The following is a 12184-nucleotide window of genomic DNA, read 5'->3' as shown; positions in this document are numbered from 1 at the left end:
CGCGGGGCATGCGCGGCGCGCTCGTTTGTCGCGTGCGCGGCCCGCCGGGCGCCCGGCATCAACGCAAGCGCCGGCGCAACGAGCTGGCGTGCCGCCTGCACGCCGCACGCCGGGCAGGCGCAAGGTGCGTCACGTTCCGCGATCGCACGCAGTGCAACGAACGGGCCGCAGGTCTCGCATCGAAAATCGTAGATCGGCATCGGGTCATCTCCTGAGCGTTGAGCGAAACGGCCGTCAGACCCGGTCGAGCGACAACGGCAAATCGACGTCGCCGTGGATGTGCCGCGCGGGGCCTTCCGCGTTCGGACGGATATCGAATTCGAAGATCTGCGTCGGCAGCCACAGCGTCGCGCACGCATTCGGCACGTCGACGACGCCGCTGATATGCCCCTGCACCGGCGCGGTGCCGAGAATCGCGTAGGCCTGCGCACGCGAGTAGCCGAACTTCGTCAGGTATTCGATCGCGTTCAGGCAGGCCTGCCGGTACGCGACATGCACGTCGAGGTAATGCTGCGTGCCCGCTTCGTCGACCGAGATGCCTTCGAAGATCAGGTAGTCGTTGTAGTTCGGCGTGATCGGGCTCGGTTTGAAGATCGGATTGCGAATCCCGTACTTCGCCATCCCGCCCTTGATCAGCGACACGCGCATGTGCACCCAGCCTGCCATCTCGATCGCGCCGCAGAACGTGATCTCGCCGTCGCCCTGGCTGAAATGCAGGTCGCCGACCGACAGGCCCGCGCCGTCCACGTACACCGGGAAATACACCTTCGAGCCGCGCGACAGATCCTTGATGTCGCAGTTTCCGCCGTGCTCGCGCGGCGGCACCGTGCGCGCGCCGGTCGCGGCGGCCTGTGCGCGCGCATCGCCCGTCAGCTTGCCGAGATGCGCGGTCGCCGCGAACGGCGGATTCGCGAGCGGCGGCACCCGCTCCGGGTTCGTCGCGATCAGCGCAGCCTCGCGCGCGTTCCACGTGTCGAGCATCGCCGGGTCGGGCAGGCAGCCGATCAGGCCCGGGTGGATCAGCCCGGCGAAGTTCACGCCCGGCACGTGCCGCGAGCGCGTGTAGACGCCGTGGAAATCCCAGATCGACTTCTGCGCGTGCGGGAAGTGATCGGTCAGGAAACCGCCGCCGTTCTGCTTCGAGAAGAAGCCGTTGAAGCCCCACGGGCTTTCCGACTTCGCGCCGATGTCGAGCAGGTCGACGACGAGCAGGTCGCCCGGCTCCGCGCCGCGCACGCCGACCGGCCCGGACAGGAAGTGCACGATCGACAGGTCGATGTCGCGCACGTCGTCGGCGCTGTCGTTGTTCTGGATGAAGCCGCCGGTCCAGTCGTAGGTTTCGAGAATGAAGTCGTCGCCGGGATCGACCCAGCACGCCATCGGGATGTCGGGATGCCAGCGGTTATGGACGTTCTCGTTGTCGTACGCGGATTGATTCAGGTCGACCTTGATCAGGGTATCAGGCATGTCGGATGCTCCTCGTGGAATGAATCGATCGTCGCAGCCGGCGCGGCGGCGCACCGTCAGACGGACAGGTATTCGCGAATCCGGCCGGCGTCGCCGGCATCGCGCGTGCTCTCGTGAACGAAACGCCCGCCTTCGATCACGAACAGGCGGTCGGCGACGTCGAGTGCGAAGCTCAGCACCTGCTCGGACACGACGATCGCAATCTCGCGCACCTTGCGGATTTCGTTCAGTGCGCGTGCGATGTCCTTGACGACCGACGGCTGGATGCCTTCGGTCGGCTCGTCGAGCAACAGCACCTTCGGGTCCGTCGCGAGCGCGCGCGCGATCGCGAGTTGCTGCTGCTGGCCGCCGGACAGGTTGCCGCCGCGCCGCTTGCGCATGTCGAACAGCACCGGGAACAGCGCGTAGATATCGTCGGGCACGCGCTGGCTCGCCGCATGCTCGAGCCCGGTGCGGATGTTCTCCTCGACGGTCAGCGTCGAGAAGATCTGCCGCCCCTGCGGCACATAGCCGATCCCCTTCGCGACGCGCCGCCAGCTCTCGTCGCCGGACACGTCCACGCCGTCGACGCGCATGCTGCCGCGCGTCGCGGGCAGCATCCCGACCAGCGCCTTGAACAGCGTCGTCTTGCCCATGCCGTTGCGCCCCATGATCGCGACGGTCTCGTTGCGCGCGGCGGAAAACCCCACGCCGTGCAACACTTCGCTCTGCCCATAGCTCACGAACAGGTTGTCGATTTCCAGCATCGCGCCCTCCGTCAATGTCCGAGATACACGTCGATCACGCGCGGGTCGGCCTGCACCTGCGCCATCGGCCCTTCCGCGAGAATCCGGCCCTGATGCATCACCGTCACCTTGTGCGCGATCCGCTCGACGAACGCCATGTCGTGCTCGATCACGATCATCGAGCGGTCGCGGCAGATGCGCTCCAGCAGCTCGGCCGTGATCTCGCGCTCGCGCACGCTCATCCCCGCGATCGGCTCGTCGAGCATCAGCAGTTCCGGGTCCTGCATCAGCAGCATGCCGATCTCGAGCCACTGCTTCTGTCCGTGAGACAGCAGCCCGGCCTCGAGATCGAGCGCCGCCGCGAGCCCGATCTCGTCGGCGACTGCAAGCACGCGGTCGCTCACGGCCGCGTCGCGCCGGAACGCCAGCGCGCCGAAGACGCCGCGCCCGCGCGGATACGACACTTCCAGGTTCTGGCCGACGCTCAGGTTCTCGTAGATCGACGGCGTCTGGAACTTGCGGCCGATCCCCCTGCGCACGCGGCGGAACTCCGGCAGCCCCGTCATCTCCTCGTTGTGGAACTTGATGCTGCCCGCGCTGGCGCGCGTCTTGCCGCAGATCAGGTCGAGCAGCGTCGTCTTGCCGGCGCCGTTCGGCCCGATCACGACGCGCAGCTCGCCGCGCTCGACATACAGGTTCAGCGCATCGATCGCCTTGAAGCCGTCGAACGACACGCTCAGGTCCTCGACCGCCAGCAGAAAGTCGGTGTTGCTCATCGTTCACGCTCCGTCCCGGTTCGTGCGCCGAGCGCGCGCACCACGCGCGGCCGCAGGTAGCGCTCGTACAGTCCCGCGAGCCCGTTCGGAAACGCCATCACGACGCCGATGAACATCGCGGCCATCAGGTACAGCCACAGATTCGGGAAGCTCTCCGAGAACCAGGTCTTGCCGAGGTTCACGAGCATGGCGCCGACCACCGCGCCAACGAGCGACATCCGGCCGCCGACCGCCGCATAGATCACCATGTCGATCGACGGCACGATCCCGACGAACGACGGCGACATGAAGCCGACCTGCAGCGTGAACATCGCGCCGCCGATCGCGGCAAGGCAGGCGGCGACGCAGAACGCGAACACCTTGAACATCGCCACGTCGTAGCCGGAAAAACGCACGCGATCCTCCTTGTCGCGCATCGCGAGCAGCAGCGTGCCGAGCTTGCTGCGCTGGATCCAGCGGCAGCCGACGAGCGCGGCGAGCAGCAACGCCGCGTTGACGAAGTACAGCACCAGCTTCGCGTGATCGGTGCGAATATCCCAGCCGAGCAGCGTGCGTAGGTCGGTGACGCCGTTCACGCCGCCGGTGTAGCCCTGCTGCCCGACGATCAGCACCGACAGGATCAGCGCGACCGCCTGCGTGATGATCGCGAAGTAGACGCCGCCGACGCGCCGCTTGAACATCGCGTAGCCGATCACGAACGCGAGCGCGGTCGGCACGACGAGCACCGCGGCGATCGCGAACGGCAGCGAATGGAACGGCTTCCACCAGAATGGCAGCGCCGTGAGCTGGTTCCAGTCCATGAAATCCGGAATGCCCGGCGTGGACTGGATCCGCGTGCTGACGGGATCGGACGCCTCCAGCTTCAGGAACATCGCCATCGCGTAGCCGCCGAGGCCGAAGAACACGCCTTGCCCGAGGCTCAGCACGCCGCCGTAGCCCCACGCGATCACGAGTCCCGCGGCCACGAAGCCATAGGTCAGATACTTGCCCATCAGGTTCAGGCGAAACAGGTCGAGCGACAGCGGCAGCACGACGAGGAGCAACACCGCGAGCAACACGATGCCGCCGTAGCCCGACGCGTCGAGCCGCAGCGCGAACGCGCGCCAGCCCTGCAGCGGCGCCGGTGCGCCCGGCCGCGCCGACGCGCCGCCCGCGATGGAATTCAACGGTTCCATATCCGGTTCTCCGAGTGAGTGAAAGGACGGCATGCGTGCGTCACGCACGACGCACCTTCGATGCGAACAGCCCCTGCGGCCGCAGCATCAGCACGACGACGATCGCGAGCAGCGTGAGCACGCGCGCGCTCGATCCCGTCATGAAGAACTCGCTGATCGACTGCATCTGCGCGATGCCGAACGCGGACGCGACGGTGCCGAGCAGGCTCGCCGCGCCGCCGAACGTGACGACGAGGAACGAATCGACGATGTACAGCGACCCGCTCGTCGGCCCGGTCGAGCCGATCGCGGTGAACGCCGCGCCGGCGACGCCGGCGATCCCGCAGCCGATCGCGAACGTCATCCGGTCCGTGCGCCGCGTGTTGATGCCGGCGGCACCCGCCATCGGCCGGTTCGCGACCGTCGCACGCACCCGCAGCCCCCAGCGCGAGCGGTACAGCGCGACGAGCAGGCCCAGCGTCATCAGCAGCGCGAGGCTCATCACGAACAGCCCGTTGATCGGGATGTCGAGGCCCGGGTGCGGCGACCACGAGCCCATCAGCCAGTCCGGCAACGTCGGGCTGACTTCCTTCGGCCCGAACGTCGAGCGGAACACCTGCTGCATCCCGAGGCTCAGCCCCCAGGTGGCGAGCAGTGTGTCGAGCGGGCGACGGTACAGATGGCGGATCAGCGCCCATTCGGCCAGCCACCCGGCGGCGAACGCGAGCACGAAAGCGGCCGCGATCGCAAACAGGAAATACACCGGCGTGAACGCGTGCCATACGTTGTCGGCGAGTTGCGAGAACAGATAGACGGTGTAAGCGCCGATCGTCATGAATTCGCCATGCGCCATGTTGATGACGCCCATCTGCCCGAAGATCACCGCGAGCCCGAGCCCCATCAGCAGCAGCACGCTGAAGAGGCTCAGCCCGGCGAATCCCTGCATCAGGGCGATATTGAGCATGTCGGATGCGGACATCGGAGTTCTCCCCGGCGCCGGCCGCACGGCCGGCGCCATGCAAGCGTTACTGGTAGCCCTTCGGGAACGGGTTCGGCTCGATCAGGTCCGTCGACTGCGCCACCACCTTGAACTGGCCGTCGGCCTGCCCCTGGCCGATCCGCGCGCGGCTCCACAGATGGTGATTCGCGTGGATCTTCACGTAGCCCTCCGGCGCCGTCTTCAGCTCGATGCCGGCCGACGCCGCGACGACCTTGTCGACGTCGAAGCTGCCCGCGCGCTCGCACGCGGCCTTCCACAGCCACGGGCCCAGATACGCGGCCTGCGTGACGTCGCCGATCACGGCCTTCGGCCCGTATTTCGCCTTGAACGCGGCGACGAATTTCCGGTTGTTGTCGTTGTCGAGCGACTGGAAGTACTTCATCGACGAATAGAAGCCCGCGAAATTCTCGCCGCCGATACCGAGCAGCTCGTCCTCCGTGACCGACAGCGTCAGCAGGAACTGCTTGTCCGCGGTGATGCCGGCGGCCTTCAGCTGCTTGTAGAACGCGACGTTCGAGCCGCCGACGACCGTCGCGAAAATGCAGTCGGGCCGCGCGATCTTGATCTTGTTGATCAGCGAATTGAAGTTGGTGGTGCCGAGCGGGTAATACTCCTCGCCGGCCACCTTCAGGTTCAGGTGCTGCTCGATGTGACGGCGCGCGATCTTGTTCGACGTGCGCGGCCAGATGTAGTCGGAGCCGATCAGGAAGAACGATTTCGCCTTCTTCGTCTGCGCGGCCCAGTTGAGCCCCCACAGGATCTGCTGCGTCGCCTCCTGGCCGGTGTAGAACACGTTCTTCGACTGTTCGAGCCCTTCGTAGAAGGTCGGGTAGTAGAGCAACCCGTTGTCGCGCTCGAAGATCGGCAGCACGGCCTTGCGAGACGCGGACGTCCAGCAGCCGAACACGGCCGCGACGTGATCGTTCTCCAGCAGCTTCTTCGACTTCTCGGCGAAGGTCGGCCAGTCCGACGCGCCGTCCTCCTGGATGATCCGGATCTGGCGGCCGAGCACGCCGCCCGCCGCGTTGATCTGCTCGATCGCGAGTCGTTCGGCCTGGATCGAGCCCGTCTCCGAGATCGCCATCGTGCCGGTCGCCGAATGCAGCTGGCCGACCGTCACGGTGGAATCGGTCACGGCAAGCCCGGTCGTATTGACCTTCGCGGTCGGCAGTTGCGCGAACGACACGCGTGGCGCGCCGAGCGCGAGCAACGGTGCGGCGGCCAGGCCGCCGATCAACCGGCGGCGTTGCGGCGAAGGTGCGCCATCCTTGTAGCGTTCATCCCGAGACATCGCATTCTCCCTGTTGGAACGTGTGGTCTGCTGGTTCGGCCGGTCATCGGGCCGGCGTCGGAACGAAAGGTAGGAAGCCAAATTGCCGGCCGGAATACGTCAATTGACGTATTCCGGTGCGCGATGGGGTGGAATGTAATTTGCATCGATGGACCGGTCACTGGACCGATGCACCAATCTGGATCGCCCGCATGGCCACGATGCACCCAATCCCACCCGCGCAGCCCGGCACGCAGCGAATCGTCAAGATCCGTCGCGACTACAACGCATGGGTCGGCGACGAAACGCTCGAGGACTACGCATTGCGTTTCACGCCGCGCTCGTTCCGGCGCTGGTCGGAATTTCGCGTCGCGAACACGGCGATCGGCGCGGTATCGTTCCTCGTACTCGAGGCCATCGGCGGCGCGCTCGTCGTCGATTACGGATTCGCGAACGCGGTCTGGGCGATCGTCGCGGTCTCGGTGCTGATCTTCCTGACCGGCCTGCCGATCAGCTATCACGCGGCGCGTGCGGGCGTCGACATGGACCTGCTGACGCGCGGCGCCGGCTTCGGCTACATCGGCTCGACCCTGACGTCGCTGCTGTATGCGAGCTTCACGTTCATCTTCTTCGCGCTCGAGGCGGCCATCATGTCGCTCGCGCTCGAGCTGTATTTCCCGATCTCGCTCAGCGTCGCCTACGTGATCAGCTCGCTCGTCGTGATCCCGATCGTGATGTTCGGCGTCACGCTGATCAACCGGCTGCAGAGCTATACGCAGCCGCTGTGGATCGTCCTGTTCGTCGCACCGTACGTGGCCGTGCTGTGGCGCGATCCGCAGCTGCTGCGCCAGTGGACCAGTTTCGGCGGGCTCGCCGAGCACGGCCGCGAGTTCAACCTGCTCGCGTTCGGCGCCGCGTGCACGGTTGCCTTCTCGCTGATCGTGCAGATCGGCGAACAGGTCGACTACCTGCGCTTCCTGCCGCCGAAGACGCGCGAGAACCGTGTGAAATGGTGGCTCGCGCTGATGACGGCGGGCCCCGGCTGGATCGTTCCCGGCGCGCTGAAGATGCTCGGCGGCGCGTTCCTCGCGTTCGCGGCGCTCCAGCACGAGATCGACCTGCGCCACGCGACCCAGCCCACGCAGATGTACCTCGTCGCGTATCACCGGCTGTTCGATCCGCTCGGGATGGCCGGCTGGGCACTCCCCGCGATGGTGTTGTTCGTCGTCGTCTCCCAGTTGAAGATCAACGTGACGAATGCTTATGCCGGCTCGCTCGCGTGGTCGAACTTTTTCGCGCGCGTCACGCACAGCCATCCGGGCCGGGTCGTGTGGCTGGTGTTCAACGTGCTGATCGCGTTGCTGCTCGTCGAGATGGGCGTATTCGAGGCGATCGACAAGGTGCTCGCGATCTACGCGAACGTCGCGATCGCATGGGTCGGCGCGCTCGTCGCCGATCTGGTCGTCAACAAGCCGCTCGGCTACAGCCCGCGGCACATCGAATTCAAGCGTGCGCACCTGTACGACGTGAATCCGGTCGGTGTCGGTGCGATGCTGATCGCGACGGTCGCGGCGGCGCTTGCGCACACCGGCGTGTTCGGCGCACTCGCACAGGCGCTGTCGTCGTTCATCGCGTTCGGCACGGCGTTCGTGTGCGCGCCGCTGATCGCCGCCGCGACGCGCGGCCGCTACTACCTCGCGCGCGGTTCGGCATCGCACGGCGACGGCGCGACGCAGCGCTGCGTGATCTGCGAGAACGCGTTCGAACCCGACGACATGGCGCATTGTCCCGCCTATGGCGGTGCGATCTGCTCGCTGTGCTGCTCGCTCGACTCGCGCTGCAACGACAGCTGCAAGCCGCACGCGCGTTTCGGTACGCAGTTCGGCGCCGCGCTGAAGCGCGCGTTCCCGCGCATCGCGGCGGTGCCGGCCACGTTCCGGCTGCTGCATTACGCGAGCCTCGTGCTCGCGATCGTCGCGCTGCTGGGCGGCGTGCTGTACGCGGTGTGGTCGCAGAGCGCGCTGTCGCTCGCGGAAGCCGGGCAACCGGCGTACGACGCGCTGTGGCGCAGCTACGTGAAGGTATTCTTCGCGCTCGCGCTGATCGGATGCATCGCCGCGTGGTGGCTCGTGCTCGCGCACGAGAACCGGCGCGTCACGCAGGAGGAGTCGCGCCGCCAGACCGAGCTGCTGATGCACGAGATCGACGCGCATCAGAAGACCGATGCCGCGCTCAAGCAGGCGACGGCCGCCGCCGAGTCGGCCAATCGTGCGAAGAGCCGCTATGTGACGGGCCTGAGCCACGAACTGCGCACGCCGCTCAACAGCATCCTCGGCTACGCGCAATTGCTGCTGCGCGCGCAAGACGAGTTTCCCGCCGCGCGGCGCGACGCGATCCGCACGATCCATCGCAGCGGCGAGCATCTGCTGACGCTCGTCGACGGCCTGCTCGACGTCGCGCGCATCGAGGCCGGAAAACTACGCCTGAACCCGAGCGAAATATCGCTGCCGGACTTCATCGCCCATCTGACGTCGATGCTGCGCCCGCAGGCGGACGACAAGGCGCTGCGATTCGATGTCCAGGCGCCGGGCCGGCTGCCGCAGACGGTGCGCGTCGACGAGAAATGCATGCGGCAGATTCTGATCAATCTCGTCGGCAATGCGATCCGCTTCACGTCGGAAGGTGTCGTCACACTGCGTATCGGCCATGCATGGGACACCATTACGTTCGAAGTCGTCGATACCGGCCCGGGGATCGTGCCCGACGAGCTGGAACGCATCTTTCTGCCGTTCGAACGCGGCGCATCGGCGCACGCGCACGACGACGGCGCAGGGCTGGGGCTGACGATCTGCCGGCTGCTGACGCACGCGATGGGCGGCAGCCTCGAGGTCGACAGCCAGCCCGGGCGCGGGACACGCTTCGTCGCCAAGCTGTTCGCGCCCGAGGTGATGGCGCCCGTCGCGCCGCGCGCCGCGCTGTCGACGATCCGGGGATACGAGGGGCCGCGTCGCATGATTCTCGTCGTCGACGACCTGGCGGACCAGCGCGCGATCGTCGTGCAGGTGCTCGCGCCGCTCGGCTTCGACACCGCCGAGGCGGAGAGCGGGCCCGATGCGCTGCGCTGGCTCGGCATGCACGCCGCCGACGCCATCGTGATGGACATCTCGATGCCGGCCATGGACGGCTACGAGACGAGCAGCCTGATTCGCTCGAACGGGCTTTCGTCCGCGCCGATCCTGCTGCTGTCGGCCAATGCGTTCGCCGACGACCGCGATCGCGCCGCCGCGATCGGTTGCGACGATTACCTGGCGAAGCCGCTGCAGGTCACGCGGCTGCTGGACAAGCTCGCGTCGCTGTTGCGGCTCGAATGGATCGCTTCGCCCGCCACGCCGCCCGACCCGCCGCCTGCCGCCGCCGCGCGTCCGTGCGACGCACGCCTGCCCGCCGCGCTGGCCGGCAAGCTGCGTACGCTGCTCGACATGGGATACGTGCAGGGTTTCCTGGAACAACTCGATGCCGCGGAGGCTTCGCAGCCCGATCTCGCCGATCGCCTGGCACCGATGCGCGTGCTCGCCTCCCGCTTCCAGCTCACCGAACTTGCGCGCCTTCTCGCGCCCCATGCCGCCGACTCCGATGCGTGACTTGCTTCCTGCCTGCCCCCATGAGCCCGTTTCACCCGACCTGCCGCCCGATCGCCCGGTCGTGCTGATCGTCGACGATACGCCGGACAACCTCGCACTCCTGTCCGATACGCTTCACGCCGCCGGCTATGCCGTGCTCGTCGCGCTCGACGGTGAATCGGCGCTGCACCGCCTCGCGCGTTTCACGCCCGACGCGGTGCTGATGGACGCGGTCATGCCCGGCATGGACGGCTTCGAGACATGCCGGCGCCTGAAGCTCGACGCGGCCCGTCAGCATTTGCCGGTGATCTTCATGACCGCACTCGCCGACAGCGAACATGTCGTGCGCGGGTTTCGCGTCGGCGGCATCGATTACGTGACCAAGCCCGTCAAGCCCGACGAGGTCTGCGCACGTATCGCCGCCCATGTCCAGCGCTCCCGCGCCCAGCAGCACGCCAACGTGATGCTGGGCCTCGACGCGCGCGCCACGCTGATCGTCACCGCCGACGGCACGATCCGCTGGCACAGCCGCCTCGCGCTCGAACGGCTGGCGCGGCATCCGGACGCCCCCGATGCCGCGCCGTCAGCGGCACGGTTGCCGCTCGGGCTGCACGGCTGGTTCGTGCAATGGATCGACGCCGGCCAGGACAAACGTGCGACGTATGAACTGACGATCGGCAGCGTACGGCACGTCGCACGCATGCTCGATCACGCGGCACGCGGCGAGTGGGTCATGTTGCTCGAGGAATTCGACGACGCGTCGCACGTGTCGGCGCTCGCCGCACGCTTCGGCCTGACGACGCGCGAAGCCGAGGTGCTGCTGTGGATCACGCGCGGCAAGACCAATCGCGATATCGGCGACATACTGGGTATGGCGACTCGCACGGTAAACAAGCATCTCGAGCACGTGTTTGACAAGCTGAACGTGGAAACACGCGCCGCAGCCGCCGCCGTTGCGCTGAAGACTGGACATTTATGAACGGACAGGCGCTGTGGCTCGTCCACGCACAATCACAGTGCATACGCATCGGGCTCCGCCGATCGCGTGAATGCGCGCGCTTGCGCTACAGCCCCCTCTGGAGATCGGACGTGTGCCAGATACGCCCTGTCGGCTCCCCGGCAAGTATTCTGAATACCGAGCTACCACAACTCGGACAATGATAGTGCTCGATCGCTCGCACGCCGGCGATCTCCCCAATACCCGCGAGCGCAAGGCGATCCTGTTTCGCCTCGGAGGATGGTAGACCCTCGAGAGCACAGCACAATTGACAGGCGGGCATCGCACTTCCCCCAAATGCATACAGCCCCAGCGTAGCACAGCGTGGGACGCCGCCAACCACCGGACGTCCGATGGCGCCACATCGCCGATGAACGCGTTCTCTCGTTCGAGGCCCGCTCTGCCAATCCGATACGCGCTGGATACCGCTATTGCCTGTCCGCGTTCGACCGGTCGACGCCATTCGATGCGCTATCGCAGCGCTTGCTCCGCCGACAATGCGTCTTCCACGAAACGGATCACGCCATCGAGCGACGACGTGCACGTGGCCTCTGCTGCAAGCTCGCGAAACGCACCGTCCGGCCCGAAGCAAACGAGCGGCTTGCGCCAGCGCTGCGCGAGCGCAATCTCCTCGGCCGTGCCGTGCCCGCCCGGCAGCGCGACGATCAGGTCGCTGCTCAGCACGTTCACGTAGTTGCGGTTGATCGTATGCGGCGCCGCATCCGGCTCGCGGCGCGGCAGCGGCGTGAGGATCGGGATGTCGACGAACGGATGCGGATAGCCGTCGAGCGGCACGAAGCCCGCGATCGGATCGGCCTGCGTCGGCAGGATGCCGATCGACCGGCCGGCCCGCCCGGGCACGCCGGCGAACGCGCGCGCGACCGCCAGCATCACCCCCTGCCCGCCGCCCGTCAGCAGGTCGAAGCCGGCCTGCGCGAGCCATGCGCCGAGCGGCTCCGAAAACGCGAGCCACGGCTCCTTGCCCGAGCCCATCACGCCGATCGTCTTGTTCTTCCGTTGCATCGTGGTTTCCGGTGAAGTCGTTGGATTGCGCGCGATCGCCGCGCTCATGCGAACAGCGCGGGCAGCACGCCGGCCAGGAACATCCCGCGCCAGCCGATGTGCAGCAGCAGGAATGGCGTCAGCAGTGCGGCGAGCAGCACGCCGGCCTGCCA

At 67.0% G+C, this 12184-nt stretch carries 10 protein-coding genes; 2 read left to right on the top strand and 8 right to left on the bottom strand.

All coding sequences use genetic code 11. The features are described from left to right. From G3N64_RS25995 to urtA, 7 genes are all read right to left on the bottom strand, one after another. On the bottom strand, nt 1-200 hold a 200-nt coding region (locus G3N64_RS25995; protein ID WP_205786468.1), incomplete at its 3' end, for a zinc ribbon domain-containing protein. Nucleotides 201-234: 34 nt separating this feature from the next. Continuing rightward, nucleotides 235-1467 (bottom strand): formamidase, encoded by a 1233-nt coding sequence (fmdA, locus tag G3N64_RS25990; RefSeq protein WP_205786467.1) that lies wholly within the window; start codon nt 1465-1467, stop codon nt 235-237. Between the two features lie 56 nt (nt 1468-1523). After that, complete coding sequence (gene urtE / locus G3N64_RS25985) at nt 1524-2213, bottom strand: urea ABC transporter ATP-binding subunit UrtE (RefSeq protein ID WP_205786466.1); 690 nt, start codon at nt 2211-2213, stop codon at nt 1524-1526. 11 nt (nt 2214-2224) lie between these two features. After that, nucleotides 2225-2968 (bottom strand): urea ABC transporter ATP-binding protein UrtD, encoded by a 744-nt coding sequence (gene urtD, locus G3N64_RS25980; RefSeq protein ID WP_205786465.1) that lies wholly within the window; start codon nt 2966-2968, stop codon nt 2225-2227. Beyond that, nucleotides 2965-4143 carry an urea ABC transporter permease subunit UrtC gene (gene urtC, locus G3N64_RS25975; protein WP_205786464.1) on the bottom strand — a complete coding sequence of 393 codons (1179 nt, stop codon included), beginning with the start codon at nt 4141-4143 and terminating at the stop codon, nt 2965-2967. The genes urtD and urtC overlap by 4 nt, the downstream gene beginning before the upstream one ends. Nucleotides 4144-4183: 40 nt before the next feature. Next, entirely contained in the window at nt 4184-5101 is a 918-nt protein-coding gene (urtB, locus tag G3N64_RS25970) for an urea ABC transporter permease subunit UrtB (RefSeq protein WP_205786463.1), read from the bottom strand. A 46-nt stretch (nt 5102-5147) separates the two neighbouring features. Further along, nucleotides 5148-6413: an urea ABC transporter substrate-binding protein gene (gene urtA / locus G3N64_RS25965; RefSeq protein WP_205786462.1), complete on the bottom strand. Its 1266-nt coding sequence runs from the start codon at nt 6411-6413 to the stop codon at nt 5148-5150. A 191-nt stretch (nt 6414-6604) separates the two neighbouring features. Between urtA and G3N64_RS25960 the strand changes: the two genes are divergently transcribed. Both G3N64_RS25960 and G3N64_RS25955 read left to right on the top strand, forming a co-directional pair. After that, a complete protein-coding gene (locus tag G3N64_RS25960) occupies nt 6605-10033 on the top strand; it encodes an ATP-binding protein (protein WP_241021216.1) in 3429 nt (1142 codons plus the stop codon). Then, nucleotides 10026-10991: a response regulator transcription factor gene (locus tag G3N64_RS25955; RefSeq protein WP_205786461.1), complete on the top strand. Its 966-nt coding sequence runs from the start codon at nt 10026-10028 to the stop codon at nt 10989-10991. Before G3N64_RS25960 ends, G3N64_RS25955 begins: the two co-directional genes overlap by 8 nt. Nucleotides 10992-11480: 489 nt before the next feature. On the opposite strand, the gene G3N64_RS25950 is transcribed toward G3N64_RS25955, so the two are convergent. Beyond that, entirely contained in the window at nt 11481-12032 is a 552-nt protein-coding gene (locus G3N64_RS25950) for a DNA-binding protein (RefSeq protein ID WP_241021215.1), read from the bottom strand. Between the last annotated feature and the right edge of the window lie 152 nt (nt 12033-12184).

Origin of the sequence: Burkholderia sp. Ac-20344 (assembly GCF_017104975.1) — a bacterium.
Taxonomy (GTDB): Bacteria; Pseudomonadota; Gammaproteobacteria; order Burkholderiales; family Burkholderiaceae; genus Burkholderia.
The sequence above is the reverse complement of the archived record's forward strand: the minus strand, read 5'-3'. Positions and strand labels throughout refer to the sequence as shown.

Bases quoted from the DNA above. Each gene is read 5' to 3' on its own strand.
- urtC (WP_205786464.1), bottom strand. From the start codon at position 4,143: ATGGAACCGTTGAATTCCATCGCGGGCGGCGCGTCGGCGCGGCCGGGC.
- fmdA (WP_205786467.1), bottom strand. From the start codon at position 1,467: ATGCCTGATACCCTGATCAAGGTCGACCTGAATCAATCCGCGTACGAC.
- urtE (WP_205786466.1), bottom strand. From the start codon at position 2,213: ATGCTGGAAATCGACAACCTGTTCGTGAGCTATGGGCAGAGCGAAGTG.
- urtD (WP_205786465.1), bottom strand. From the start codon at position 2,968: ATGAGCAACACCGACTTTCTGCTGGCGGTCGAGGACCTGAGCGTGTCG.
- G3N64_RS25950 (WP_241021215.1), bottom strand. From the start codon at position 12,032: ATGCAACGGAAGAACAAGACGATCGGCGTGATGGGCTCGGGCAAGGAG.
- G3N64_RS25955 (WP_205786461.1), top strand. From the start codon at position 10,026: ATGCGTGACTTGCTTCCTGCCTGCCCCCATGAGCCCGTTTCACCCGAC.
- urtB (WP_205786463.1), bottom strand. From the start codon at position 5,101: ATGTCCGCATCCGACATGCTCAATATCGCCCTGATGCAGGGATTCGCC.
- G3N64_RS25960 (WP_241021216.1), top strand. From the start codon at position 6,605: ATGGCCACGATGCACCCAATCCCACCCGCGCAGCCCGGCACGCAGCGA.
- urtA (WP_205786462.1), bottom strand. From the start codon at position 6,413: ATGTCTCGGGATGAACGCTACAAGGATGGCGCACCTTCGCCGCAACGC.